Source organism: Mycetocola sp. 2940 (genome assembly GCF_040548835.1).
Classification (GTDB): Bacteria; Actinomycetota; Actinomycetes; order Actinomycetales; family Microbacteriaceae; genus Mycetocola_A.
The window spans coordinates 91,859-116,137 of sequence record NZ_JBEPSK010000003.1; the positions used below are offsets into that span (position 1 = coordinate 91,859).

Here is a 24,279-nt window from a genome sequence, read left to right on the forward strand (position 1 = left end):
GTGGGTCAGTCCTCGACCGCCACGTCGAGCGCCTTCGGCGCGTCGCCGGACTCGACGAGGGCGACCATACTGTCGAGCAGGGCGGCAACCGTCTGGTGCCGGGAGACCACGTGGACGGCGAGACCGAAATCGGCGGCGTCCTTGGCCGTCCTCGGACCGATGGCGGCGACGAGGGTCGACTCCGGCAGTGTGCCGAACTGTTCGACGACCTGCTGCGCCACGCTGCCGCTCGTGACGAGGATGCCGTTGATCCGTCCGGAGCGCACGTCCTCAATGACCTTCTCTGAAACCGGTTCGCCGACGGTGCGATAGGCGACCACCGATTCGACGTCGTGCCCGGCGTGAATGAGACCCTCGGTCAGGAGGGGCTTGGCGATCTCGGAGCGCAGGGTGAGGAACCGTTTCGGTTTCGGCTCGAGCTTCGTGAGTTCCGAGACCATGCCCTTGGCGGAGTTGTCCTTGGCCGGCACGAGGTCGACGCGGTAGCCGACGGCCTGGAGTGCGGCGGCGGTCGTCTCACCGACGGCGGCGACCCGGGTGCGCTCGGGGATGCGGACACCCTGGGAGTACATGACGTCGACAGTCGTCGCACTCGTCACGGTGAGCCAGTCGAACGCGCCGTTGGCGAGCGCCGCGAGGGCGGCGGTCAGCCGCTCGGGGTCGTTGGTCGGCGCGAAGTTGATCATCGGCGCCACGACGGGGGTCGCCCCGCGGGCCCGGAGGTCGGCGGCGACACTGTCACCCCACGGCCCGCCGCGAGGCACAAGAATGCGCCAGCCCTTCAGCGGCTTGGACGGTACGGGTGTGGACATTATTACTGCCTTCAGCTCTGCCTGAGGGGTGCGAGGGTGGCCGCGCCCTGGGCCAGCAGGTCGTCGGCCAGGGCACTGCCGACGGTCTCTGCCGTCCCTATGATGTCGTGTACGGCTGAGGTCGCGAAATCGGCCCGCCGGTTGAGCCTGAGCGTACCCGATCCGTCGGGCGCGTAGACGGCTGCGTTGAGATCGATCCCGTCCGGGGTGACGACGGCGTGCGCGCCGATCGGGGCGGCGCAGCCGGCTTCGAGCTTTGCGAGGATGGCCCGCTCCGCTGTTGCGGCGGCGCGGGTGGCCGGATGCTCGATCGCTGCGAGAGCGTCGAGGATGTCAGCGTGCCCCTCCTGATCGTCGAAGATGGCCGTGCGGACCTCGATGGCCAGTGCACCCTGCGCGGGTGCGGTCGGCCAAACGTCCAGCTCGAAGAACTCGGTGACCGCATCGAGCCGGCCCAGCCGGCCCAGCCCGGCAGCGGCGAGCACGACGGCATCCAGTTCGCCGGAGGAGACGAAGCCCAGACGGGTTCCGACGTTTCCCCGGATATCCACGATCTGGAGGTCGGGACGCTGGGCGGCGAGCTGCGCGGCCCGACGGGGTGATCCCGTTCCCACCCGCGCACCGACGGGCAGCGTGGCGAGGGTGAGGCCGTCCCGCGCGCAGAGCGTGTCGCGGGCGTCGGCGCGCACCGGAACGGCGCCCACCCGCAGCCCGGCATAGGCGACCGTCGGCAGGTCCTTCATCGAGTGCACGACGAGGTCGCACTCGCCGCGGAGCAGAAACTCGCGCAGGGCGGAGGCGAACACACCGGTCCCGCCGAGGCTCGACAGCGACTCCCGCGACACGTCACCGTGGGTGGTCACGGGGACGAGCTCGGTGTCCACACCTGTCGCGGCCTCGATCGCCCGCGCGATGTCGCCGGTCTGTGCCATCGCGAGGGCGCTGCCCCGCGTACCGATCCGCAGGGTCATGGCTGCAATCCGGCGAGTGCCGGCTTGAACCCGAGGCGCACGTTCTCGCAGCATCCTGGCCGGCACACGTCATACCAGGGCCCGAGATCGGTCAACGCCGGACGCTCAGCGACGGGCGTGCCGTCGCGACGCTCGAGAACGAGATCGATGAGGCCGGTGACGTAAGCGGCGTGCGTGCCGGGCGTGGGAACGCGTACCGAGTAGAGCTTGTTCTCCTCGGCGGACTCGGTGGCCTCGTTGTCGAGGTCCCAGAGCACTTCCATGTGGTCACTCACGAAACCCAGCGGCACGATGACGACGGCACGGATGCCACGGGCAGGCAACTGGGCGATGGCGTCGTTGATGTCCGGCTCGAGCCACGGCATGCTCGGCGGGCCCGAGCGGGACTGGTAGACGAGCTGCCAGGCCAGTTCGCCGTCGAGGGCGAGTTCACGCTTCACTGACTCGATCACGACCTCGGCCACGGCGTTGTGCTGCGCGGCGTACGCGCCCCCCTCACCGAAACCGCGTTCTGCGGGGCCGGACTTCGCGGCATCCGTCGACGGGATCGAGTGGGTGGAGAAGAGGATCTCGACCTCGGAGAACAGGTCGATCCCGGGGTTGTCGCGCTGGATCTGCGTCAGTCCGTCGCGAACGCCGTCGATGAACGGGGTGACGAAGCCGGGGTGGTCGAAGAACTGGCGCACCTTGTCGATCGCGATGTGCCCGAACAGGCTCGTCTCGTCGAGGGCGATGGCGAAGTCCTCGCGGTACTGCCGGCAGCTCGAGTACGACGAGTACGCGCTCGTGGCGATTGCGATGAGCTTCGTATAGCCGCGGTCGTTGGCCTCGACGAGAGCGTCGCGCAGGTACGGGTCCCAGTTGCGGTTGCCCCACAGCACCGGCAGGTCGATCCCGCGCGAGGCCAGCTCGGCCTCGAGCGCGGCCTTGAGTTGCCGGTTCTGGTCGTTGATCGGGCTCACTCCGCCGAAGTGACGGTAGTGGGTCGCGACCTCCTCGAGGCGTTCCTCGGGGATCCCGCGCCCGCGGGTGACGTTGCGCAGGAACGGGATGACGTCATCCTGCCCCTCCGGGCCGCCGAAGCCGGCGAGAAGAATCGCGTCGTAGGCGACGGGCACCTCGATGTGCGGGTCGCCGGATGCTGCGGCATCCGTCGCACCGAGAACGGCTTCGGTCACTGCAGGACCTCCGGGATCTCGCTGGTGGCGATGCGGCGGCCCGTGTAGAACGGGACCTCCTCGCGGACGTGCCTGCGGGCATCCGTCGCGCGGAGGTCACGCATGAGGTCGACGAGTTCGAGCAGGTCGTCGGACTCGATCGGGAGGATCCACTCGTAGTCGCCGAGCGCGAACGCGGAGACGGTGTTCGCGATGGCGCCGCGGAACGCTGCCCCCTTGCGGCCGTGGTCGGCGAGCATCTTGCTGCGTTCCTCGTCCGGAAGGAGGTACCACTCGTAGCTGCGCACGAACGGGTAGACGGTGAGCCAGCCCTTCGGCTCGATGCCGCGCAGGAACCCGGGGATGTGGCGCTTGTTGAACTCGGCCTCGCGGTGCACGCCCATCGCGTTCCAGGTGGGGAGCAGGTGCCGCAGGATGCTGGTGCGGCGGAGCACACGGAGGGCACGCTGGAGACTGTCGGCGGTGTCGCCGTGCAGCCAGATCATGAGGTCGGCGTCTGAGCGTAGGCCGGAGACGTCGTAGAAGCCGCGAATGGTCACCCCATCAGCCTCGATGCGCGAGACAGCGCCGTCGAGTTCGAAGACGGCGTGCTCGCTGAGCGGGGCTCGATGTTCGGGGTCGCGGCGGAGAACGGCCCAGAGCGTGAAGCCTGTGGGGTTCTCTTCGGGTTCGGGGTTGTGCATGGTCGATGGTGCCTCGGCAGAGGCCGGGTGAGTCATACCTAACATCATCACTCTTTCTCCTCCACTACCCAAATTGCTTCACCGTGGAAGCGAAGCTTTCTCAGCGAAGCAGATCGCCCTTCGACAGGCTCAGGACCCGCATCCGGCACGCTGCCGGATCGTATCGAGATTTTCGCTGCGAGACCCGCCCCCACCAACGCGAGATAAGGAAAAAGCCGCCAGATAAGGACGCGAACGCCGAGGCATCCTTTCCTCGCGCCTTTTTCCCTGTGCCGCGCTGACCCGACACCGTCAAGCGGATGCCGCCGCGCGGCTCGGCCGAGGAACTAGCGCGTCGCGATCGCCCGCGCCACGGCCCAGGCCACGGTCCCTGCCACGGCTGCAACCGCGGCGATGCCACCGATGAAGGCAGCAGGGCTCTCGCGCTGCAGTTTCGCAGCCGCGACCTTGCCGCGGGCAATGGCACGCGACACCTTACGGGGGACGTTGAGCTTGTCCTCGATCGCGTTGAGCGTCGACACCAGTTCGGCTCGTGCCTGCTCGGGCGACGAGGGCGTCGACGGAACAGGGTATGCAGGATTAATAGCGGTCATATTCTCCCTCTCCCTTCACAGCGCGGATGTCTTTCTTCACGCTTTCGATCGGATTCGGGTCGGAACTGAGCTTCTTGAAGTAGCTCACTCCGATGAGCGCAAGCACGGCCGCGATCAGCAGGAACACGACGAACACGATCAGCGCGGCGAGCCACGCCGGCATCACGAGTGACAGCGCCAGGATCCCGACGGCGACGAGGATGCCGACCGCGAAGAACACGAAGATGAGCGCGAGCACCATGAAGATTGCGCCCTTGCCCGCGTACGAGCCGAGATGCTGGGCCTTGGTCTTGAGTTGGTCGATCTCGGCCTGAATCAGGTTGGTCAGCAGACCGGGCAGGTTCCCGATCAGGGTGGCCAGCGATTCCCGGTTCTTGTCGCTCACGGTGCGATCCGTCATGAAAGAACTCTCCGACGTCTAGTTGGTGGTGCTCGGGTTCGATGTGCCCGTCTGCCCCGGGATCGGGGGCGTGTAGGAGGAGGCGTCCGCCGGGGTCGGGGCTCCGGTCGACCAGGACGAATCCTGGGTGGACTTGCCCTTGGTGTTGATGGCGTCCGAAACCTTCTTCACGCCGGCGACAACCGCAGCAGGAAGCTCGCTGGCTCGTGACTTGGCAAAGTCTTCGACGAGTTCGACCTTCTCCTGGACGGCGTCGGTCTCCCACACCTTGAGCCAGTTTTTCTTGATCTGCTCGTACCGTGCACGTCCCGCACGGGATCCGAGCACGTATCCGGTGGCCAGACCGGCCACAAAAATCAGCTTGCCCCTCATATTCACTCCGTTTCGTCGCGCTACCAGCTTGACCAGCGTAGACCCTAAGCGCCCGTTTCGTCCGGACTGGTTTTGTCCATGCCGATTCTGGTATGCCCGTCGCCCAGCACGTCGTGTTCCAGATAGAACGACGCCACGAGGTGCCGAATCCGTGCGGACGCGGCCAGCGCGTCAGGCACAACGGATGCCAGTCCCGTGCCCGAGAGCCAGGCCCCCGTGAGATCCACGTCGCCGACGGCGAGCGCTGCGGTCCGCAGCGATTCCGCGCGTTCCCGCTGGCCGATCGCCGCACCAGGCAGCGTGCCTCGCCACACCGTCCGCTCGAAGCCAGCCACGCTCGACGGGTCGAGGCGCACGCCGAGGATGCCAGAGGCATCCTGGAGCGCAATCGCCAGCGCCTCTCCGTCGTCGAGATCGGTCGTCGGGTTCGCGGCGCCCTGCCTGCCGTAGGACAGCCGAATCACGTGGCGGTGAGGATGCTGCGCGGCGGCTTCGGCGCGCAACCATCCCCACTTGGCGGTGGAGTGGGTCAGGGCCTTGGCGACGACGCCGGAACGGGGCGACTCGGCCACGAGGACCCCGGTTCCGCGGGGCGCGGCATCGAGCTCCTCCGCGTCGAGAACGAGGGTGATCAGTTCGACGGTGGGCGTCTCGGCCGGTTCGGCAGCGAACTCGGGGGCGAACGGCGCGAGCAGTCGGAGCGCTTCGGCTTCGGGTGTCGCGACGATCACGTAGTCGGCGGTGAGGACCCGCTCGTCGTCGAGGGTGACCTGCCAGCCTGCGGCCTCACCCGGATCGTCTGAAGCAGGGACCCGGGCGAGCCCGGTCACGCCGAGGCCGAGCAGCAGCTCCCCCTCGCGGCTGCGGAGCTCAGCGACGAGGGCGTCGATGAGCGTCGACATGCCGCCGCGCAGGCCTTCCACGGCGGAGCCGGCCGCGCCGGCCGGGGCGTCGGCACGAAGCAGGGCGACAGCGCCCGAGAGCGAGCCGGCCACCGTCAGGGCCCGGTTCAGCCCCGGCGCCGCGCGGGTGACGTCGAGGTCGTGCGGGTCAGCGGAATACACACCGCGGGTGACGGGGGCGACGAGAGACTCGAGAACCGCCTTGCCCATCCGGCGCTCCACGAGGTCGCCCAGGTTGTGCTCGCGCCCGATGGTGAGCACGGGAAGGATGCGGTCCAGGTACGCCCGGGTCGCACCGCGCCAGCCGATCACGCGCCGTACATCGTCGGCGAGCGGATTCGACGGAATGCCGAGCAGCCCGGCCTTCGGCAGCGGGACCGACCGGCCGTCGGCAAGGCGCACCCAGGCGCCGGCGGCAGCGGGCCGCACCACGGCGTCGGCCAGCCCAAGGCTGTCGATGAGCGCCCGGACCGTTCCACCCCGCGTGGCGTAGCTTTCGGCGCCGGTGTCGACGCGGATGCCGGCCACGGTCGCGGTCGCGACGTTGCCGCCCGCCGACGGGGCACGGTCGACGACCGTCACCCGGATGCCGACCCGGGCGCAGTCGAGCGCCGCGACAAGTCCGGCGACGCCGCCGCCGATCACCAGAACGTGACGCGGTTCGATCATTGCGCGTGCACGAATTCCACGAGGCGGGTGAGGACGGCCGGGTCGGTTTCGGGCGGAACGCCGTGGCCCAGGTTGAGCACGTGGGAGGGCGCGCTGGCGCCGCGCGCCAGCACATCGCGCACGTGCGCTTCGAGCACCGGCCACGGCGCGGCCAGGAGTGCCGGGTCGATGTTGCCCTGGACGGGAACGACCCCGCCGAGCCGGCGCGACGCCTCATCGAGCGGAACCCGGTAGTCGACGCCGACGACGTCAGCGCCGATGTCGTGCATGGCCTTGAGCAGCTCGCCCGTCCCCACGCCGAAGTGCACGATCGGCACCGAGTGGACCGGAGCGTGCAGGTCCAGCTCGGTGGGTTCGGTGGTGTAGCTGAGGTCGCGCACGTGCTCGAGGGCGCGGGCGGATGCCGGTGCCACGTGGCGCACATAGTCGTCGAGCGAGAGCGCCCCGGCCCACGAATCAAACAGCTGCGCGGCTGAGGCGCCGGCGAGCACCTGGGCGCGGAGGAACCGGCCGGTGACTTCGGCGACCCACTCCATGAGCCGGGACCATGCCTCCGGTTCGGCGTGCATGAGGGTGCGGGCGTGGATGTGATCCTTCGACGGCCCGCCCTCCACGAGGTACGCGGCGAGGGTGAACGGCGCACCGGCGAAGCCGATGAGCGGGGTCTTCCCGAGTTCAGCGACGGTGAGGCGCACAGCCTCGACGACCGGCGCGAGGCCCTCGTCGAGAACCGCCGGGTCGAGCGCGATGAGCTCGTCGACATCGGCGGCCGTGCGGACCGCCTTGCCGAGCACGGGACCCTTGCCGGGCACGATCTCGACATCGACGCCCACCTGCTTGAGCGGGACGACGATGTCGCTGAAGAAGATGCCGGCGTCGACTCCGTGCCTGCGCACCGGCTGCAGGGTGATCTCGCTGGCGAGCTCAGGTGTGAGGCACGCGTCGAGCATCGCGTTCCCGACCCGCAGTTCGCGGTACTCGGGCAGCGAGCGCCCGGCCTGGCGCATGAACCACACCGGCGTCACCTCTGGCCGGGTGCCGCCGTAGGCGGTGATCAGCCGGGAGTCGTGGGTGAGTCCTGCTTCGAGCGGGTGGTTCTGAGAGAGCTGCACCCTCTCATTGTGTCAAAGTTCATTGTGTTCACGGTCGTTGCCCAACGTCGGCAAGGTCGCACCTGTCGGCCGTCCGAATTCCCGGACGGACGGCGTGCTCACCACACCGTCGCCAGCTCCGCCTGGGCGGAATGTCGCCGAAACCATCCGACTGAGACCGCCTCGGCATGGACGCGGACGGTGCTGTTCCCGCTGGGAGCTCCCCCGCAAGCCCCGCCAAAGCGGAGACTCCGGGCGTAGGGTCGCCCCATGACAGCGAAGCGCATCCTCGTCACCGGCTCAACGGGTTACGTCGGCGGCCGGCTGGTGCCCCGGCTCCTCGCCGCCGGGCACGAGGTGCGGGTCCTCGTCCGCACCCCCGAGAAACTCCGCGACGTTCCGTGGGCCGGTCAGGTCGAGATCGTCGAGGGGACGCTCCAGGACAGGGATGCGACGTCCCGCGCCTGCGAGGGCATCGACGTCGTCTACTACCTCGTCCACTCGATGACGGGCCGGGGCAATTTCGAGACGGAAGAGCGCACGGCGGCCGAGAGCGTGGCATCCGCCGCCCGGGACGCCGGGGTCGGGCGCATCATCTACCTTGGCGGTCTCCACCCGGATTCCACGGACCTGTCACGCCACCTGCGCTCCCGGGTGCTCGTCGGCAGGACGCTGCTCGAGTCCGGCGTGCCGACCGTCGCCTTCCAGGCCGGCGTCGTCATCGGATCGGGGTCGACCTCGTTCGAGATGATCCGGCATCTCACCGAGGTCCTTCCGTACATGCCTGCGCCGAAGTGGGTGCGCAACCGGATCCAGCCGATCGCGATCCGGGACGTACTGCACTACCTCCTCGCGGCGATCGACCTGCCGCCCGAGATCAACCGGACCTTCGACATCGGCGGCCCGGACATCCTCCGCTACGGGCAGATGATGAACGGCTACGCGGTCGAAGCGGGGCTCCCGCAGCGCGCCATCGCCGCCCTGCCGGTGCTCACCCCGTGGCTCGCGTCGCAGTGGGTGAACCTCGTCACGCCGATCCCGCGCTCGATCGCCGTGCCGATCGTCGAGTCCCTCCAGTTCGACTGTGTCATGCGCGAGCACGACATCGACGAGGTCATCCCTCCCCCGGAGGGCGGACTCACCGGCTATCGCCGCGCCGTGCAGCTGGCGCTGGCGAAGATGCGCGACGGCGACGTCGAGACCAGCTGGCAGAACGCGTCGGTCGACGGCGCACCGAGCGACCCACTTCCGAGCGACCCCGACTGGGCCGGGCACACGGTCTTCACCGATCTGAAGGTGCGCGAGACGGATGCCTCGACGGCGCAACTCTGGACGGTCATCGAGGGAATCGGTGGCGACAACGGCTGGTACTCGTTCCCCCTCGCCTGGGCGCTCCGCGGCTGGCTCGACAAGCTCGTCGGCGGTGTGGGACTTCGCCGCGGCCGGCGGCACGCCCAGGAACTGCAGACCGGTGATGCGCTGGACTTCTGGCGGGTGGAGGCTCTCGAGCACGAGCGCCGGCTGCGGCTCCGCGCCGAGATGCGGGTTCCTGGCAAGGCCTGGCTCGAGATGGAGATCGAACCCCGGCCGGAGGGCGGCTCCCGTTACCGCCAGCGCGCCGTGTTCTTCCCGATGGGCCTGTCCGGGCGGCTGTACTGGTTCGCCATCCTGCCGTTCCACGGCATCATTTTCAACGGAATGGCGAACCGCATCACGCTCGAGGCGGAGACCCGCCCGGCCTGACCGTCAGGCGCAGGCACTCCACAAGCCGCGCCCGCCGGTCTGCGCCTCGACGCCGAGGGCATCGAATCCGGCCTTCCGCGAATGGGAGTCCCGATACGGTTCAGCGAATCCGCCGCTGAGCAGGAGCACCTCGACCGAGTTCCACGTGCCGGCATCCGCCACCCAGACGTACCGGAGCAGCCGGCCGTAACGGTCGGTGTCGGCCTGGCTCGGATCGGGGTCGAGACTCACCGTTCGGCCGGCGAGGAGGCCGGTGAGGTAAGCGGATGCCTCGGGGCCGAAGCACTCGACCGGTGCGTTCGGCGCGACGGTCTCGGGAGTGTCGACGCCGACAAGCCGCACCCGTTCGTCGCCGTTGCCGCGATCGACCACGAGCGTGTCGCCGTCGACCACCCGCACCACTGTCGCCGTCTGGGCCGAGGCGGACGGAGCCGTGGGAAGCCCGGCGGGAAGGACCCCGGGCTCGACCGGGGGCGCCTGCGATGGGGCAGGAATCCCGTGAATCGGGACATCCAGCCAGGTGCAGACGAGAAGAGCGGCGATCGCGAGGACGCCGGCGATCAGGATCAGTTTCAGTCTTCGGAGCATGGTTCCTCCCTGGACTGCTGCCCTCCGAGCCTACGGCCCCTCCTCGTCCACCGCCGACACGGCGCTGAGGTCCGTCAGGAACCTGATCACGACCTCGCGCTCGTCTGGACTGAGCCGTGCCGCTGCTTCGAACCGGCGGGCGTGGATCCGGCCGACGCTCTCGCGGGCGTCGGTGCGCGTGGCATCCGTCACCGTGATCATCAGCGCCCGGCGGTCGGTCGGGTGCGGCGAGCGGCGTATGTGCCCGGCCCGCTCCAGCCGGTCGAGAAGCTTCGTCGTCGACGCCGTCGAGATCCGCAACGTCTCGGCGAGCAGACCAGGCGTCACTACCGCGCCGGCGTTGCGCGACGCCATGAGAAAACGGAGGGCCTTCATGTCTGTTGCGTTGAGCTTCATGTGCCTCTGCGAGGCCTCGCTCATCGCCTGTTCCGCGTCGCGCCAGGCGCGCAGGGCGGCAAGCACACTGACGACGGAGTCAACCTCGGCATCATCCATCGACGCGCGTTTCACGAGGTCCTGGGTGGGGTCGATGACGCGCGGATCGAGCATCCATTCCCCGGAGCCGGGAGGTGTGCGATCGGAGGTCATTCCGCTAGTCTACGAGAAAGAGCCGTGCTAATCTATTTACTCGCCTAGCTAGATATACCGGAGAATCATGCCCGTTCAGGAGACGACCGAACGCGTCGTGCTTCTCGATGCCCATGGTGACCCCATCGGCTCTGACTTCAAGTCGACCGTGCACACCGAAGACACCCCGCTTCACCTCGCCTTCTCCTGCCATGTCGTGAACGCGGCAGGGCAGGTGCTCGTCACCCGCCGGGCACTCGGGAAGAAGACCTGGCCGGGCGTCTGGACGAACTCGTTCTGCGGACACCCCCAACCCGACGAGGACTCCGCGGATTCTGTCGCCCGACGCGCGGCCCACGAGCTCGGCCTCACTCTCACCCGCCTGGAGCTCGTCCTCCCCGAGTTCCGGTACCGCGCCGTCGACGCATCCGGGGTCGTTGAGAACGAGATCTGCCCGGTCTACGTGGCACGCGTCGACGCCGACCCGATCCCCAACCCCCACGAGGTGATGGACGTCGCGTGGGTCGACCCGATCGCCCTGGGCGAATCGGTCGCCCGCACGCCGTGGGTGTTCAGCCCCTGGCTGGTGCTCCAGGCCGAGCAGCTCGAGTTGCTCGGCGGAACGGCGCCCGCATGACCGTTCTCACCGACTTCGCCGGCACCGGCGTGCACGAGGCGGTCCAGGACCGCCTCGATGCCTTCTTCACCGATCGGATCAGCCTCGCGGCGGCGTACGGCGACAATTACCGCCTGCTCTGGGAGGCGGCACGGTCCGCCAGCCGGGGCGGCAAGATGTTCCGCCCCGCCCTCGTCGTGGGCGTCTACCGCGACCTCGGCGGCTCCGACGACGACTCCGCACTGCGCATCGCCACCGCTTTCGAGTTGCTGCACACGGCCTTCCTGCTGCACGACGACGTGATCGACCGCGATCTCATCCGCCGCGGCGTGCCGAACCTGGCCGGCTCGTTCGCCGCGGATGCCACGGCGCGCGGTGCGACGGAGGCCGCGGCCGAGACGTGGGGGCAGGCATCCGCGATCCTCGCCGGCGACCTGCTCATCCAGGCGGCGCAGGGATTCCTGGCCCGGCTGAGCGTCTCGGCCGGGATACGCGCAGACCTGCTCGACCTGTTCGACCGGAGCATCTTCGTCACCGCCGCCGGCGAACTGGCCGACGTCGCGTTCAGCGCCGGCGTGCGCCTGCCGTCTCTCGTCGACGTGATGGCGATGACCGAGCAGAAGACCGCGAGCTACTCGTTCGAAGCGCCGCTCAAAGCGGGCGCCATCCTCGCGGGAGCCGACGCCGAGACGCTGACGATCCTCGGCGAGTTCGGCCGGCTCGTCGGCGTCGCTTTCCAGCTCCGTGATGACCAGCTCGGCGTCTTCGGTGACGCGCAGGTCACGGGGAAGAGCGTCCTCAACGACCTCCGCAACCGCAAGGAGACGCCGCTCATCGCACACGCCCGCTCCACGCCGCGGTGGGCGCAGATCGAGGAGGCCCTCGAGATCCTCGGAACCTCCGACTCAGACGGCACCAGCGTGCGTGCCGCCCTTGAGGAGTGCGGCGCCCGCACCTTCGTCGATTCCCTGATCGACGACCACGTGGCTCGCGCCCAAAGCCTTCTCGACGACTCCGGCCTCCCGGCAACCCTGCGAGGTCACCTGCGCGACGTCGCCAGGCACGCGGTGGTGCGCGCCGCATGAGGCAACGAAAGCCGGTCGCAGTCAGCGACCTCTCCCTGTACTCGCGTGTTGCCCACCGGAGCTCCTCACGGATCATCCGCGATTACTCGACGTCGTTCGGCCTGGCGTCGCGGTTGCTGTCCGCAGACGTCCGCACGCGCGTCGAAGACATCTACGCGCTGGTCCGAGTGGCCGACGAGGTCGTCGACGGCGCCGCCGAGCAGGCCGGCCTCGGACTCGACCGCCAGCGTGCGCTCCTCGACGCCCTCGAGGCTGAGACGGATGCCGCGCTGGGCGACGGCTACAGCACCAACCTCGTCGTCCACGCATTCGCCATCACGGCGCGCGAGAGTGGCATCGGCGCCGACCTCACCGCGCCGTTCTTCGCCTCTATGCGGCGGGACCTCAGCCCGGTGGACTTCACCGAGGACGAACTGCGCGAGTACATCTACGGCTCGGCCGAGGTGGTCGGACTGATGTGCCTGCGGGTGTTCCTCCGCGGCCGTGCGATCGACGAATCGCAGCGCTTCCGGCTCGAGGCGGGGGCTCGACGGCTCGGCGCCGCCTTCCAGAAGATCAACTTCCTTCGTGACCTCGCGACCGACTGGAGCACCCTCGGGCGCAGTTACTTTCCCGGTATCGACCCCGGCCACCTGACCGAGGAGCAGAAGCTCGCGCTCGTCGCCGACATCGAGGCGGACCTGAACGCGGCCGGTTCGGTCATCCCCGACCTGCCGCCGAACTGCCGTCGAGCGGTCGCCGCCGCCCACGGCCTGTTCCGGGTGCTGACCGAACGAGTGAAGGCCACCCCGGCCGAGGATCTCCTGGCCGCACGGGTACGGGTTCCCGCCCGCACGAAGCTCGCTGTCCTCGCCCGCACGCTGATGCCGGCCCGGTCGCTGTGACGGGCGCTGGGACGGGCGCCGGCCGCTCGGCCATCGTGATCGGCGGAGGCATCGCGGGCCTCGCCACCGCCGGGCTCCTGGCGAAGGACGGCTTCGCGGTCACCCTGCTCGAAGCGCGGAGCGAGCTCGGCGGCCGTGCGGGCAGCTGGGAGAAGGACGGCTTCCGGTTCGACACCGGTCCCAGCTGGTATCTCATGCCCGAGGTCTTCGACCACTTCTTCCGGCTGATGGGAAGCTCGGCCGACCGCGAACTCTCGCTGACGAAGCTCGACCCCGGTTATCGGGTGTTCTTCGAAAGGCACGACGACCCGATCGACATCGCCGCCGATCGGAACACCAACCTCGACACCTTCGAACGGGTGCAACCGGGCGGGCGGGCCGCGCTCAGCCGCTACCTGGCATCCGCCCGCGACACCTACGAGATCGCCCTCAAGCGCTTTCTCTACAGCACCTTCCAGTCGTACCGCACCGCCCTGACCCGCGACGTGATCGGCCGTACCGGGCGGCTGGCCCGGCTTCTGCTGCAGCCCCTCGACACCCTGACCTCCCGCTCGTTCTCCGACCCGCGGCTCCGCCAGATCCTCGGCTACCCGGCCGTGTTCCTCGGCTCGTCGCCGTTCGTCGCCCCGAGCCTCTACCACCTGATGAGCCACCTCGACCTCGAGGACGGCGTGTACTACCCGCGCGGTGGCTTCACCGACATCATCACGCGCATCGCCCGCCTCGCGACGGATGCCGGGGTGACCGTGACGACGGATGCCACGGTGACCGCGATCACGACGGACGGCTGGAGGCGGGCCAAGGCGACAGGGGTGCGCTACACCGACGCCGCCGGCGTCGGGAACCACCTCGACGCCGATCTCGTCGTCTCGGCCGCAGACCTGCACCACACCGAGACGACGCTCCTGCCCGAGCACCTGCAGAGTTACCCCGAGAGCTGGTGGGCGAACCGCGTCCCCGGGCCCGGCGCCGTGCTCGTCATGCTCGGCGTGCGGGGCGCGCTGCCCGAGCTCGCCCACCACAGCCTGTTCTTCACCGAGGACTGGCACGACAACTTCGACCGCATCTTCGGCGCTGAGACGTCGATCCCGTCGCCGGCGTCGATCTACGTCTGCCGCCCCAGCGCCACCGACGATTCGGTCGCCCCGGCCGGGCACGAGAACCTGTTCGTGCTCGTGCCGGTTCCCTCCGACCCCGGCATCGGAGTCGGGGGCGAGGACCGCGCGGGATCCCCGGTCGTCGAAGAGGTCGCTGACGACGTCATCGCGCAGATCGCGACCTGGGCGGGAATTCCCGACCTCGCCGACCGGATCGTCGTGCGCAGGACGGTCGGACCGCAGGACTTCCGCGACGACCTGAACTCGTGGCGGGGAACGTCCCTCGGCCCGGCGCACACCCTCCGGCAGAGTGCGTTCCTGCGCGGCAGGAACGTCTCGTCGAAGGTCGACGGCCTCTACTATGCCGGCGGCACCACCGTTCCCGGCATCGGACTGCCGATGTGCCTGATCAGTGCCGAACTCGTGCTCAAGCGCCTCCGCGGCGACCTCAGCACCGGCCCCCTGCCCGAGCCGCGATGAGCGTCGTCTACCTGCTCGTGCTGCTCGCCTCGATCGGCTGCATGGTGCTGCTCGACCGTCGCTTCTCACTGTTCTTCTGGAGGGATGCCCGCCGCGCGACGTTCGTGCTCCTCGCCGGCGTCCTTTTCTTCGTGCTCTGGGACCTGCTCGGCATCGGCCTCGGCATCTTCTACCGCGGTGAGACATCGTTCATGACCGGACTCGTCGTCGCCCCCGAATTGCCCGTCGAGGAACTCTTCTTCCTTGCCTTCCTCTGCTACCTGACGATGGTCCTGCTCACCGGTGCGGACCTGCTGCTGCGGGCGGTGCGCCGATGACCTACGTCACCCTGAGCCTCGTGTTCCTGGCCGTCGCCGCCGCGGTGCTCGCGGTCGCCCTGCTCACCGCCAGCGACCGCCGACGGCTCGTGGCCCGCTGGTGGCTGCCCGCCGTGGCCACCGCCATCGCCCTGGCGGTCCTCACCGCTGTGTTCGACAACGTCATGATCGCAACGGGCCTCATGGTCTACGAACCGGCCCACCTCGTCGGCATCCTGATCGGCGGGGCCCCGATCGAGGACTTCGCCTACCCGTTCGCCGGCCTTCTGCTCCTGCCGGCCGTCTGGCTGCTTCTCGGCCGCACTCGAAAGGACGCCGGTGACGATCAATAGCCCCGCACGGATCGCCGGGCAGCTGCTGCTCTCATCGCGGCCGCTGAGCTGGATCAACACGGCGTTCCCGTTCGCTGCCGCCTACGTCCTCACCAGCGGATCTGTCGACCTCGCGCTCATCGTCGGAACGATCTTCTTCCTCGTGCCGTACAACCTGGCGATGTACGGCATCAACGATGTCTTCGACTACGAGTCGGACCTTGCCAACCCGCGCAAGGGCGGGGTCGAAGGGGCCGTGCTCGACCGCAGCCTGCACCGCTGGACCCTCGCCGCCGCGGCCGTCACCTGCATCCCGTTCGTCGTGGTCCTCGTGCTGCTCGGCGGCCCGGCATCCTGGCTCGTCCTCGGCGTCAGCCTCTTCGCGGTGATCGCATACTCGGCGCCCGGCCTGCGGTTCAAGGAACGACCGTTCCTCGACTCGATCACGTCGAGCACGCACTTCGTCAGCCCGGCCGTGTACGGGCTCGTGCTCGCCGGCGCGACGTTCACCCCGCAGCTGGTCGCTGTCCTCGCGGCGTTCTTTCTCTGGGGCATGGCGAGCCACGCCTTCGGCGCGGTGCAGGACATCCTTCCCGACCGTGAGGGCGGGATCGCCTCGATCGCCACGGTGCTGGGGGCGTCGGCGACGGTGCGCTTCGCGCTCGGCGCGTGGACGGTCGCCGGCCTGCTCATGCTTCTCACCGAGTGGCCGGGCCCGCTGGGTGCGTTCCTCGCGCTCCCCTACATCCTCGCCGCCCTGCCGTACCGCTCACTCAGCGATGCGGACTCCGAGCGGGCGAACCGTGGCTGGAAGCACTTCCTCTGGCTGAACTACCTCGTGGGGTTCCTCGTCACGATGCTGCTGATTGCGTGGTCGTTCCTCAGCGCATGACGCGGTCGGCTCGGTGACCGAACCAGGCGGCGCATAACTCCGCCGGAACGCACGCCCGGCGGCATCCGACCCGCAGAACTGTGCGGCCCAGCACCGGCCCCCGCCCATCCGAGGCGGAGTGATGCGCCGGCAAGACACCGGCCCGGATGCGCCCTGAGCGGACGCGCGTCGACCTGGGCCCGAGCACTCGATCGGGGACGGTATCCTTGTCTGGTGCTCATGTGTCTGACGGCGAGTCACAAAAACGCCTCCTTCGACCTCCTCGAGCGTCTCTCCGGGGGCGCCGGGCTCGTTGCCGAACGCATCACCGGTCACTCGGAGTGCGTCTCCGGAGCCGTCGTCATCGCGACCTGCAACCGTTTCGAGGCGTACATCGACCTCGATGAACCGCTCACGGCAGGCCAGCAGGTGGGCGTCGAAGCCGCGACGGCCGCGATCAGCGCCGCCTCCGGCATCCCGGCCGAGGAACTGCGTTCGACCTGGAACGTCCACACCAACGAAGACGCCGCCCGGCACCTCTTCGCCGTGTCGGCGGGTCTCGAATCCGTCGTCGTGGGCGAGGGCGAGATCGCCGGCCAGGTGCGCCGTTCGCTGGAGTCCGCGCGCGAGGCCGGTACGACGACGAGCGACCTGGAGCGGCTGTTCCAGCGCGCCTCGCAGACCTCCCGCGGGGTGAAGAACAACACCCCGCTGGGCCGGGCGGGCCGCTCGATCGTGCGCCTCGCCCTCGACCTCGCCGAAAGCCGCATCGTGGACTGGTCCGCGGTCCGCGTGCTGCTCATCGGCACCGGCGCGTACGCCGGCGCAAGCCTCGCCGCGCTCCGCAACCGCGGCGTCACCGACGTCGCCGTGTACTCACCTTCCGGCCGCGCAGCAGGTTTCGCGGCCAGCCACGCCATTCGCGCCGTCGAAGCGGACGCCTTCCCCCGCGAAGCCGCTGAGGCGACCATCGTTGTGACCTGCACGACGGCATCCGGATTCGTGCTCGACGCCGCCCTGCTCACCGCCGGGCGCCGGGCATCGCTCGAGTCGCTGCCCCCCTTCGCCCACGATGGCACCCCGGGCTGCCCCGTACACACCGACGCGAACCAGCTGGTCATCGACCTCGGCCTTCCCCGCAACGTCGACCCCGACGTCGCCGGTGTCCACGGCGTCGATCTGCTCGACCTCGAGACCATCCGCATCCACGCTCCGCTCGAGGAGTTGCAGGCGACCGATCACGCGCACGAGATCGTGGATCGCGCCGCGCGCAAATTCGCCGCCGTCACCGACGAGCAGAGCCTCGCCCCCGCCGTCGTCGCCCTGCGCAGGCACGCGCAGGAACTCCTCGAGTCCGAGATCGCCCGAGTAGCCCCGCGCGACCCCGACGGGGTCGCCGCCCAGGCGCTGCGGCACATGGTGGGCCGGCTTCTGCACGCTCCGACGGTTCGTGCCCGCGACCTGGCCCGCGCGGGCGACGCCCAGCGTTACATCGATGCCCTCGACGCGCTGTTCGGCCTCGCCGTGGAATCGGAAGCCGTCGTCGATCTCGACGCGAGCGAAGAGGCATCCTGAACTGACAGGCTGCTCGCCGCTCGACAGGACCAGTCGTACGCAACCAGCCGGTTTTTCCTGTTCAGCGTACGCTTCGGCCGTTTCCTCCTGTTGTAGGTGCACAAACAAAGAACGCCCGCACCACGAAACCGTGGCGCGGGCGTTCGTGAAGCGTTCTAGTACGTCTCGAAGCCGGTCGTTCCGGCGGAGCCGAGGATCGCGAAGAACGCGATGATCGCAATGATGTAGCCGATCGTGGAGAGTGCGCCGATCACGATACCGACGATGGCGAGGACCTTGCCCTGCTCGCCGGTCCGCTTGATCTGGTTCAGCGAGATGATGCCGAGGACGATCGAGATGATCGCGAAGCCAAGAATGGAGCTCACGAGGGTGATGATCGCGAGGACGTTCCACTTCTGCGACTGCTGGCCGGGCTGGCCGTAAGCCGGGACACCGTACTGGGGTGCCTGCTGCGGAGCGTTGTACTGCGGAGCGCCGTACTGCGGAGCCTGCTGCGGGTTCTGACCGTAGGGCGGGTTTGAGCCGGCCGGGGGTACTGGCGGAATGTTGTTCTCAGTCATAGTGCTCCTTCGTAAGCCGGATTCCATGCTGGCAGTCCGGCCATACGAGTGTCAATTGCCGCGGCAGCCCCGAAGTGGGCAGAACTACCCGCCCCAGGCTCGGGCGAAGGCCGCCCCCGGAGCCGGGAACGGCCTTCTGGTGGAACGGGACTCGGGCTACGCGCCCCTGAGCCGCTCGGCGAGGTACAGGTAGAGCTTGTCGACCGGCACCCGTTCCTGGGCCATGGTGTCGCGGTCGCGCACGGTGACCGCGTGGTCCTCGAGGGAGTCGAAGTCGACCGTGACGCAGTACGGCGTGCCGACTTCGTCCTGGCGGCGGTAGCGGCGGCCGATGGCGCCGGCGTCGTCGAAGTCGATGTTCCAGGTCTCCCGCAGTTCGGCCGCGATCTTCTTCGCGATCGGCGAGAGTGCTTCGTTGCGGCTGAGCGGAAGGACCGCGGCCTTCACGGGCGCGAGGCGCGGGTCGAGCTTGAGCACCGTGCGCTTGTCGGTGCCGCCCTTCGCGTTCGGCACTTCCTCCTCGTGGTACGCGTCGACGAGGAACGCCATGAGCGAGCGGGTCAGTCCGGCCGCGGGCTCGATGACGTAGGGAACCCAGCGTTCGTTCTTGCCCTGGTCGAAGAAGGACAGGTCCTTGCCCGAGTGCTCGGCGTGGGTGGTGAGGTCGAAGTCGGTGCGGTTCGCCACACCCTCGAGCTCGCCCCAGTCGCCGCCGACGAAACCGAACTTGTACTCGATGTCGACGGTGCGCTTCGAGTAGTGCGAGAGCTTGTCCTCGGGGTGCTCGAACAGGCGCAGGTTCTCGGGGTCGATGCCGAGGTCGGTGTACCAGGCGAACCGGTAGTCGATCCAGTACTGGTGCCACTCTTCGTCCGAGCCGGGCTCGACGAAGAACTCGAGTTCCATCTGTTCGAACTCACGGGTGCGGAAGATGAAGTTTCCGGGTGTGATCTCGTTGCGGAAGCTCTTGCCGATCTGGCCGACACCGAACGGCGGCTTGATGCGGGCGGCCTGCAGCACGTTGGCGAAGTTGACGAAGATGCCCTGGGCGGTTTCGGGGCGCAGGTAATGCATGCCCGACTCGTCTTCGACCGGGCCGAGATAGGTCTTGAGCATCATGTTGAAGTCGCGCGGAGGCGTCCACTCACCGCGGGTGCCGCAGTTGGGGCAGGCGATCTCGAGCATCCCGGTCTCCGGGGCACGCCCCTTCTTCTCTTCGAACGCTTCGAGGAGGTGGTCCTCGCGGAACCGCTTGTGGCAGCTGAGGCATTCGACGAGCGGGTCGGTGAAGACACCGACGTGGCCGGATGCTTCCCAGACCTTCTTGGGCAGGATCACGCTGGAGTCGAGGCCGACCACATCATCACGGCGGGTGACCATGTACTTCCACCACTGGCGCTTGATGTTCTCCTTGAGCTCCACACCGAGAGGCCCGTAATCCCAGGCGGATCTCGAACCTCCGTAGATCTCACCGGCCTGGAAGACGAATCCGCGATGGCGGGCGAGGGCGATGACTGAGTCGAGACGGCTGGATGCGGCCACTGTGGCTCCTGATGCAAAAAAGAGGCCCGTGCCGGCTGCACGGACGCCTCTCCAGCTTAGCCGCGCCTCTCCGGCCCGGCTGCCGGGCCCCTGCGGTGGATCCGTCAACCCTCAGGGTGCTGCCCGGGAGGGCTCCGTAGACTGACGGGATGTCCACCCCGCACACCTCCGCGTTCCGGTCGCGCGAGCGCGTCACGGTGATCGCGGAGAGCGGCATCCGGACCGGGCCCAGCTTCATCCTGCTGCACGGCATCGGCATGGGCCGGCGCTACTGGGGAACCCTCACCGACACGCTGGGCCGGCACGGGCGGGTCTACGCGCTCGACCTCCCCGGTTTCGGCGACGCGCCCGAGCCGGAGGCACCCCTCGACCTGCGCCAGTCGGGCGACCTCATCGCTGAACTGGTGGAACGCCTGCGAATCCCGAACCCGGTGCTCGTGGGCCATTCCATGGGTGCGCAGGTCGCTGTCGAGGCGGCGGCGCGGCATCCGGAGCTCTTTGAGCGGATTGTCCTGATCAGCCCAACGGTCAACCCGGAGGAACGTGGCGCCCGGGTCCAGGCGCTGCGGCTGCTGCAGGACCTCTGGGGCGCACAGGTCCGCGTTCTCGGGTTCGGTCTCGTGTACTACCTGAAGGCCGGGCCGCGCTGGTATTTCAAGACGCTGCGCACGATGATGGAGCACCGGGTCGAGGAGACCTTGCCTCGGGTGTTGGCAGACACGCTTGTCGTGCGGGGCAGCGAGGACCGGCTCTGCCCGAAGAGCTGGGTCGACCGGATCGTCGCAACGGTTCCGCGGTGCCGGCTCGTGCAGGTACCCGGGACCGGACACGAGGTCATGATGACCAACGGTAAGACGGTGGGCAGCCTGATCGCCCGCCACGCGGAGGGACGACGGTGAACAAACTGCTGCACAACCTCGGGGTGTGGGCGATGGACTACGTCGATGCCGGCCTCGTGCACGCCCGATCGATCCTGGCCTGGTCGGTGCCGCCCGAGTTCAGCACCGGCGACCCCGGCAAGCCCACGATCGTGCTGATCCCCGGGGTGTACGAACGGTGGAGCTTTCTGCGCCCGATCGCCGAGCGCCTCAACGCGGCCGGCTACCCGATCAGCGTGGTGCACGGGCTGGGCTACAACCGCCGCCCGATCGTCGAGACTTCGGAGCGGCTCGCGCGGGCACTGTCGCTCGTCTCGGCGAATCCGGCGGGCCGGTTGATCGTCGCGCACAGCAAGGGCGGCCTCGTGGGCAAGCACATGCTGGTGTCGTTCTCCGAGGACCTCCACCTGCGCGGGCTGGTCGCTGTGTGCACGCCGTTCGCCGGCTCGCGCTATGCCCGCTATGTGCTCGGGCAGACCCTTCGGGCGTTCATTCCGACGCACGAGACCATCGTCAGCCTCGGGAGCAACACGAGCGTCAACGCCAAGATCGTCTCGATCTTCGGCGGATTCGACCCGCACGTGCCGGACGGCAGCGTGCTCATCGGCGCGACGAACGTGAAGCTTCCCGTCGACGGCCACTTCCGGATTCTGCACCGGCAGGAGACGCTGGATGCCGTCACAGATGCTGTCGACCTGCTCGTGCGCTCATCGGCAGCCTCGGCTGTGCTCGGCGCGGTCGCCGGCGACGGCACTGGCGAGCACACGGCGTGAGCGCGCTCCCCGACATCTCGGTGGCGGCCGTCGCGCTGATCCGCGACCGCCGGATGCTCATGGTCACCGCACGCAATCGTGACGTGCTCTACCTGCCCGGCGGCAAGGTGGACCCGGGCGAGTCCGCGGCGGATGCTGCCGCCCGCGAAACCCGCGAAGAGGTGGCCGTCGAACTCGTGGCCGACACCGTGCGCGAACTGTTCACCGTGGTGACCCAGGCGCATGGCGAACCCGATGGGCGCCAGGTGCGCATGGTCGTCTTCGCGGCGGAAACCGATGGCGAACCGCAGCCGAGCGCCGAGGTCAGCGAAGTGCACTGGGTGACGACCGCTGATGCGCACCGCTGCCCACCGGCCGGCACAGACGTGCTGAGGCGCCTGGCCGCGATGGGCCTCATCGACTGAGCCGTACTCACGCGGTCTCCGGCTGCGGACGATTTGTACGACCGGGGCAGAGTGATCTGCAATCCGTCCGGTCGTGCGAATGTCTCCGACGTTTTGCGAACAGCCCCGGGCGACGCCCGGGGCTGCCCTCGCGCAACGTCAGACGGCGACCGGCTCCGGCGCAGCGACAACGGCAGCGCGACGGCGGCGGGCGCTGGCGATCAGTTCGTCGACGCTGAACGTGCCAGGGCCGATGAGTGCGATCGCGATGGCGGCGGCAGCGAGCAGCAGCACGAATTCGTAACCGCCGGCGTCGACGAAGAAGCCGAGGGCGGCATGGAACGTCGCGATGGCCACGATCATGTTGATCGTCAGCAGGGCAGCGATGATGCGGGTGAACGCTCCGACGATCAGGAGCACGCCGCCGACGAGTTCGAGCAGCGACACGGCGGGAGCCGCGACCGCGGCCAGAGGAATACCGAGGCTTTCGAAGAAGCCCTGAACGCCGGGGAACGTCTGCTCGAAGGTCTTCTGCGCGCCGTGCAGGACGAAGATGATGCCGACGACGACGCGGAGGAGCGTGAGGCCGATGGTCTGGCGGAGGGCGGAGCGGAAGGCAGGCATAGCGGAGTTCCTTTTCGTTGCACAATCGTTCCCGCCAGGGGCGAGAACTTGAAGCTACAACTATATCTGGACCTCGGGTGGGTGACAAATCGACGGATGCCCCGTCACGAATTCACCCGTTGCGGACGAGAACACCCGGCGCACCGAGTGAACCGGTCCGGAGTAAGTGAATACGTGGCGTGGCCGCCCCAGTTGGTCACCGGGGTCCGTCGAGCTCCTGAAACACCGTGATCTGCAGGTCCGGGGCCTCGAGCCGCGCGTTCAGCGACCGCCACGGCGTCTCGGTCGGCTCGGCGACGAGCGTTGCACCAGCCGCGGTGAGGGTCTCGGTCGTGCCGGCGGCATCCGTCACCTCGAAGGCGAGCCTGAACTTCGGGGCGACCGGCCGACCCACCTCGACGTCATCGATCAGGCGCTTCTGCGCCGGGTTGATGATCTCGAGGGTCGCGCGGCCGGCATCGAGGATCATCACGCGGGCATCGCCCTCGCCCTGGAACGCGGCCTCCTCGTCGAGCCCGAGCGCGTCACGGTAGAACGCGACGGCAGCGTCGTAATCGTCGGCCTCGACCACCAGCCGCATCTGCAGAACCTTACCCATGGTGTCCCCACTTCTTGAACCGGTGCCTGGTGCAACCGCAAACGCGACCGCACCCTTCCCTCGAGCGCTTGCTCCGCCGAAAAGGGTCACGAACTCGAAGAAAATCCAGCCGTTCTCGACCGAGCACGGCGCGAACAGCCGTTTGTGACCGAGGAGGGCGACAGCAGCCGGACGTCAGTGGATGTACTCCACCACGTCGAGGCCGACGGTGTGCATGGCGTCGTACACGGCGAGCCTCGTCGACAGGTCGGTGTCGGCGAACGACACGGCGACGGCGTAGGCAACCCCGGCCCGCGGCCCGCGCACCACCCCGGCGTCGGCGCGAATGCCGGGGTCCGCCCCGGTCTTGTTGAACATCTGGAGGCCGTGATCCCCGGCGCGGTGCGACAGCGGATCCATGCCGAACGCGGAGGCCACCATCGACAGGTCTGCGTTGAGCGACAACCAGCCGGCCACGCGCTGGCTCGTGGACTGGTCGACGATCTCACCCCGGGCAAGAGCCGAGAACAGCCAGGCGATCTCCTTCATCGAGCCGACCGACAGATGCGGGGCATCGTCGGGCCCGCGCTGGTCGCGCACACGGTCGAGGAGCGCTGTGCGCTTGAGCCCGATCGCCTCGGCTCGCTTGCGAACGGAGTCGAGCCCGATCAGTCGCAGCAGCACGTTGGTGGCGAGGTTGTCGCTCGTCGCACCGATCAGGGCGGCGAGGTCAGCGACCGGCAGGGAAGGGGCCTGCAGGTGCTGCCAGATCCCGGAGTCGCCGACGGAATCGTTCGACTCACGGTCGAGGATGGTGAGCGCCGCAAACTCGGTGTCGGCCAGGCGCGCGGCGACGTCCACAAGCAGCAGGACCTTGCCGATCGATGCGGTCGGCATGACGACGTAGTCGTCGACGCTCAGCAGTTCCGCACCCGTGGAGAGATCGGTGACCCGGGCAGAGACCTGCACGCCGTTCCTGGCGAGGAAACCGAGCGCTTTCAGGCTCCGCGAGAACGTCTCAGCGGGTTCAGCCGCTCGGTGCCGGGCGCGTCGACGTTCGCGTTGCCGAATCCGGCCACGCGGCTGCGGTGCAGCAGGGTGTTGCGTCGACGGTGCCACTGGCTTGATCTTCCGTAG

Annotated in this window: 28 protein-coding genes; 12 read left to right on the plus strand and 16 right to left on the minus strand. The window is 68.6% G+C overall.

What is annotated here, in order from left to right:
- Positions 1-5 precede the first annotated feature (5 nt).
- From ABIE24_RS05205 to hemE, 9 genes are all read right to left on the minus strand, one after another.
- Positions 6-812, minus strand: coding sequence for a uroporphyrinogen-III synthase (locus ABIE24_RS05205; protein WP_354497472.1), 807 nt, complete (start codon positions 810-812; stop codon positions 6-8).
- An 11-nt stretch (positions 813-823) separates the two neighbouring features.
- Entirely contained in the window at positions 824-1,783 is a 960-nt protein-coding gene (hemC, locus tag ABIE24_RS05210) for a hydroxymethylbilane synthase (RefSeq protein ID WP_354497474.1), read from the minus strand.
- Complete coding sequence (locus tag ABIE24_RS05215) at positions 1,780-2,961, minus strand: ferrochelatase (protein ID WP_354497476.1); 1,182 nt, start codon at positions 2,959-2,961, stop codon at positions 1,780-1,782. Before ABIE24_RS05215 ends, hemC begins: the two co-directional genes overlap by 4 nt.
- The gene (gene hemQ / locus ABIE24_RS05220; RefSeq protein ID WP_354497477.1) at positions 2,958-3,680 is read right to left on the minus strand and encodes a hydrogen peroxide-dependent heme synthase; all 723 of its coding nucleotides are present in this window, start codon (positions 3,678-3,680) and stop codon (positions 2,958-2,960) included. Before hemQ ends, ABIE24_RS05215 begins: the two co-directional genes overlap by 4 nt.
- A gap of 290 nt (positions 3,681-3,970) precedes the next feature.
- A complete protein-coding gene (locus tag ABIE24_RS05225) occupies positions 3,971-4,237 on the minus strand; it encodes a hypothetical protein (protein ID WP_354497479.1) in 267 nt (88 codons plus the stop codon).
- Positions 4,224-4,637, minus strand: a complete 414-nt coding sequence (locus ABIE24_RS05230; RefSeq protein ID WP_354497480.1) for a phage holin family protein — start codon at positions 4,635-4,637, stop codon at positions 4,224-4,226. Before ABIE24_RS05230 ends, ABIE24_RS05225 begins: the two co-directional genes overlap by 14 nt.
- A gap of 18 nt (positions 4,638-4,655) precedes the next feature.
- Positions 4,656-5,009 carry a YtxH domain-containing protein gene (locus ABIE24_RS05235; RefSeq protein WP_354497481.1) on the minus strand — a complete coding sequence of 118 codons (354 nt, stop codon included), beginning with the start codon at positions 5,007-5,009 and terminating at the stop codon, positions 4,656-4,658.
- 44 nt (positions 5,010-5,053) lie between these two features.
- Positions 5,054-6,580: a protoporphyrinogen oxidase gene (gene hemG, locus ABIE24_RS05240; protein ID WP_354497483.1), complete on the minus strand. Its 1,527-nt coding sequence runs from the start codon at positions 6,578-6,580 to the stop codon at positions 5,054-5,056.
- The gene (hemE, locus tag ABIE24_RS05245; protein WP_354497485.1) at positions 6,577-7,692 is read right to left on the minus strand and encodes a uroporphyrinogen decarboxylase; all 1,116 of its coding nucleotides are present in this window, start codon (positions 7,690-7,692) and stop codon (positions 6,577-6,579) included. Before hemE ends, hemG begins: the two co-directional genes overlap by 4 nt.
- A 249-nt stretch (positions 7,693-7,941) precedes the next feature.
- Here hemE and ABIE24_RS05250 point away from each other — a divergent pair, with 249 nt between their 5' ends.
- A complete protein-coding gene (locus ABIE24_RS05250) occupies positions 7,942-9,414 on the plus strand; it encodes an SDR family oxidoreductase (RefSeq protein ID WP_354497487.1) in 1,473 nt (490 codons plus the stop codon).
- A 3-nt stretch (positions 9,415-9,417) separates the two neighbouring features.
- On the opposite strand, the gene ABIE24_RS05255 is transcribed toward ABIE24_RS05250, so the two are convergent.
- Entirely contained in the window at positions 9,418-10,002 is a 585-nt protein-coding gene (locus ABIE24_RS05255) for a thermonuclease family protein (RefSeq protein WP_354497489.1), read from the minus strand.
- A 30-nt stretch (positions 10,003-10,032) separates the two neighbouring features.
- Positions 10,033-10,590 carry a MarR family winged helix-turn-helix transcriptional regulator gene (locus ABIE24_RS05260; protein WP_354497491.1) on the minus strand — a complete coding sequence of 186 codons (558 nt, stop codon included), beginning with the start codon at positions 10,588-10,590 and terminating at the stop codon, positions 10,033-10,035.
- Positions 10,591-10,657: 67 nt separating this feature from the next.
- On the opposite strand from ABIE24_RS05260, the gene idi reads away from it, so the two are divergent.
- From idi to ABIE24_RS05300, 8 genes are all read left to right on the plus strand, one after another.
- On the plus strand, positions 10,658-11,206 hold the full coding sequence (gene idi, locus ABIE24_RS05265; RefSeq protein WP_354497492.1) for an isopentenyl-diphosphate Delta-isomerase: 549 nt from the start codon (positions 10,658-10,660) through the stop codon (positions 11,204-11,206).
- Positions 11,203-12,270, plus strand: a complete 1,068-nt coding sequence (locus ABIE24_RS05270; RefSeq protein ID WP_354497494.1) for a polyprenyl synthetase family protein — start codon at positions 11,203-11,205, stop codon at positions 12,268-12,270. The genes idi and ABIE24_RS05270 overlap by 4 nt, the downstream gene beginning before the upstream one ends.
- A complete protein-coding gene (locus ABIE24_RS05275; protein WP_354497496.1) occupies positions 12,267-13,154 on the plus strand; it encodes a phytoene/squalene synthase family protein in 888 nt (295 codons plus the stop codon). The genes ABIE24_RS05270 and ABIE24_RS05275 overlap by 4 nt, the downstream gene beginning before the upstream one ends.
- The gene (gene crtI / locus ABIE24_RS05280) at positions 13,151-14,731 is read left to right on the plus strand and encodes a phytoene desaturase family protein (protein ID WP_354497498.1); all 1,581 of its coding nucleotides are present in this window, start codon (positions 13,151-13,153) and stop codon (positions 14,729-14,731) included. Before ABIE24_RS05275 ends, crtI begins: the two co-directional genes overlap by 4 nt.
- Positions 14,728-15,048 carry a lycopene cyclase domain-containing protein gene (locus ABIE24_RS05285; protein WP_354497500.1) on the plus strand — a complete coding sequence of 107 codons (321 nt, stop codon included), beginning with the start codon at positions 14,728-14,730 and terminating at the stop codon, positions 15,046-15,048. The genes crtI and ABIE24_RS05285 overlap by 4 nt, the downstream gene beginning before the upstream one ends.
- Positions 15,045-15,380, plus strand: coding sequence for a lycopene cyclase domain-containing protein (locus ABIE24_RS05290; protein WP_354497502.1), 336 nt, complete (start codon positions 15,045-15,047; stop codon positions 15,378-15,380). The genes ABIE24_RS05285 and ABIE24_RS05290 overlap by 4 nt, the downstream gene beginning before the upstream one ends.
- Positions 15,367-16,251, plus strand: coding sequence for a prenyltransferase (locus tag ABIE24_RS05295; RefSeq protein ID WP_354497504.1), 885 nt, complete (start codon positions 15,367-15,369; stop codon positions 16,249-16,251). The genes ABIE24_RS05290 and ABIE24_RS05295 overlap by 14 nt, the downstream gene beginning before the upstream one ends.
- Positions 16,252-16,464: 213 nt before the next feature.
- Positions 16,465-17,805, plus strand: coding sequence for a glutamyl-tRNA reductase (locus ABIE24_RS05300; protein WP_502916242.1), 1,341 nt, complete (start codon positions 16,465-16,467; stop codon positions 17,803-17,805).
- A 155-nt stretch (positions 17,806-17,960) separates the two neighbouring features.
- Here the strand turns inward: ABIE24_RS05300 and ABIE24_RS05305 are convergent, their stop codons facing one another.
- Positions 17,961-18,365, minus strand: a complete 405-nt coding sequence (locus tag ABIE24_RS05305; RefSeq protein ID WP_354497506.1) for a DUF4190 domain-containing protein — start codon at positions 18,363-18,365, stop codon at positions 17,961-17,963.
- A 156-nt stretch (positions 18,366-18,521) separates the two neighbouring features.
- Positions 18,522-19,907, minus strand: coding sequence for a glycine--tRNA ligase (locus ABIE24_RS05310; RefSeq protein ID WP_354497508.1), 1,386 nt, complete (start codon positions 19,905-19,907; stop codon positions 18,522-18,524).
- Between the two features lie 149 nt (positions 19,908-20,056).
- On the opposite strand from ABIE24_RS05310, the gene ABIE24_RS05315 reads away from it, so the two are divergent.
- From ABIE24_RS05315 to ABIE24_RS05325, 3 genes are read left to right on the plus strand one after another with little or no spacing between them, the layout of a single operon-like run.
- A complete protein-coding gene (locus ABIE24_RS05315; protein WP_354497510.1) occupies positions 20,057-20,806 on the plus strand; it encodes an alpha/beta fold hydrolase in 750 nt (249 codons plus the stop codon).
- Positions 20,803-21,558, plus strand: coding sequence for an esterase/lipase family protein (locus ABIE24_RS05320; protein ID WP_354497512.1), 756 nt, complete (start codon positions 20,803-20,805; stop codon positions 21,556-21,558). The genes ABIE24_RS05315 and ABIE24_RS05320 overlap by 4 nt, the downstream gene beginning before the upstream one ends.
- Positions 21,555-21,962 (plus strand): NUDIX hydrolase, encoded by a 408-nt coding sequence (locus tag ABIE24_RS05325; protein WP_354497514.1) that lies wholly within the window; start codon positions 21,555-21,557, stop codon positions 21,960-21,962. Before ABIE24_RS05320 ends, ABIE24_RS05325 begins: the two co-directional genes overlap by 4 nt.
- A gap of 138 nt (positions 21,963-22,100) precedes the next feature.
- Here the strand turns inward: ABIE24_RS05325 and ABIE24_RS05330 are convergent, their stop codons facing one another.
- The 3 genes from ABIE24_RS05330 to ABIE24_RS05340 all read right to left on the minus strand — a co-directional run bounded on the left by ABIE24_RS05330 (position 22,101) and on the right by ABIE24_RS05340 (position 24,261).
- Positions 22,101-22,565 (minus strand): DoxX family protein, encoded by a 465-nt coding sequence (locus ABIE24_RS05330; protein ID WP_354497516.1) that lies wholly within the window; start codon positions 22,563-22,565, stop codon positions 22,101-22,103.
- A gap of 196 nt (positions 22,566-22,761) precedes the next feature.
- Positions 22,762-23,163: a VOC family protein gene (locus tag ABIE24_RS05335; RefSeq protein WP_354497518.1), complete on the minus strand. Its 402-nt coding sequence runs from the start codon at positions 23,161-23,163 to the stop codon at positions 22,762-22,764.
- 174 nt (positions 23,164-23,337) lie between these two features.
- Complete coding sequence (locus tag ABIE24_RS05340) at positions 23,338-24,261, minus strand: serine hydrolase (RefSeq protein ID WP_502916243.1); 924 nt, start codon at positions 24,259-24,261, stop codon at positions 23,338-23,340.
- Positions 24,262-24,279: the final 18 nt, after the last annotated feature.

What these genes read in the sequence shown, in the direction of transcription:
- ABIE24_RS05330 (WP_354497516.1), bottom strand. Translation starts at nt 22,565, where the DNA reads ATGCCTGCCTTCCGCTCCGCCCTCCGCCAGACCATCGGCCTCACGCTC.
- ABIE24_RS05315 (WP_354497510.1), top strand. Translation starts at nt 20,057, where the DNA reads ATGTCCACCCCGCACACCTCCGCGTTCCGGTCGCGCGAGCGCGTCACG.
- ABIE24_RS05305 (WP_354497506.1), bottom strand. Translation starts at nt 18,365, where the DNA reads ATGACTGAGAACAACATTCCGCCAGTACCCCCGGCCGGCTCAAACCCG.
- idi (WP_354497492.1), top strand. Translation starts at nt 10,658, where the DNA reads ATGCCCGTTCAGGAGACGACCGAACGCGTCGTGCTTCTCGATGCCCAT.
- ABIE24_RS05235 (WP_354497481.1), bottom strand. Translation starts at nt 5,009, where the DNA reads ATGAGGGGCAAGCTGATTTTTGTGGCCGGTCTGGCCACCGGATACGTG.
- ABIE24_RS05205 (WP_354497472.1), bottom strand. Translation starts at nt 812, where the DNA reads ATGTCCACACCCGTACCGTCCAAGCCGCTGAAGGGCTGGCGCATTCTT.
- ABIE24_RS05290 (WP_354497502.1), top strand. Translation starts at nt 15,045, where the DNA reads ATGACCTACGTCACCCTGAGCCTCGTGTTCCTGGCCGTCGCCGCCGCG.
- ABIE24_RS05230 (WP_354497480.1), bottom strand. Translation starts at nt 4,637, where the DNA reads ATGACGGATCGCACCGTGAGCGACAAGAACCGGGAATCGCTGGCCACC.
- ABIE24_RS05260 (WP_354497491.1), bottom strand. Translation starts at nt 10,590, where the DNA reads ATGACCTCCGATCGCACACCTCCCGGCTCCGGGGAATGGATGCTCGAT.
- ABIE24_RS05250 (WP_354497487.1), top strand. Translation starts at nt 7,942, where the DNA reads ATGACAGCGAAGCGCATCCTCGTCACCGGCTCAACGGGTTACGTCGGC.
- ABIE24_RS05225 (WP_354497479.1), bottom strand. Translation starts at nt 4,237, where the DNA reads ATGACCGCTATTAATCCTGCATACCCTGTTCCGTCGACGCCCTCGTCG.
- hemQ (WP_354497477.1), bottom strand. Translation starts at nt 3,680, where the DNA reads ATGACTCACCCGGCCTCTGCCGAGGCACCATCGACCATGCACAACCCC.
- hemG (WP_354497483.1), bottom strand. Translation starts at nt 6,580, where the DNA reads ATGATCGAACCGCGTCACGTTCTGGTGATCGGCGGCGGCGTCGCCGGA.
- ABIE24_RS05275 (WP_354497496.1), top strand. Translation starts at nt 12,267, where the DNA reads ATGAGGCAACGAAAGCCGGTCGCAGTCAGCGACCTCTCCCTGTACTCG.
- ABIE24_RS05335 (WP_354497518.1), bottom strand. Translation starts at nt 23,163, where the DNA reads ATGGGTAAGGTTCTGCAGATGCGGCTGGTGGTCGAGGCCGACGATTAC.
- hemC (WP_354497474.1), bottom strand. Translation starts at nt 1,783, where the DNA reads ATGACCCTGCGGATCGGTACGCGGGGCAGCGCCCTCGCGATGGCACAG.
- ABIE24_RS05285 (WP_354497500.1), top strand. Translation starts at nt 14,728, where the DNA reads ATGAGCGTCGTCTACCTGCTCGTGCTGCTCGCCTCGATCGGCTGCATG.
- ABIE24_RS05270 (WP_354497494.1), top strand. Translation starts at nt 11,203, where the DNA reads ATGACCGTTCTCACCGACTTCGCCGGCACCGGCGTGCACGAGGCGGTC.
- ABIE24_RS05255 (WP_354497489.1), bottom strand. Translation starts at nt 10,002, where the DNA reads ATGCTCCGAAGACTGAAACTGATCCTGATCGCCGGCGTCCTCGCGATC.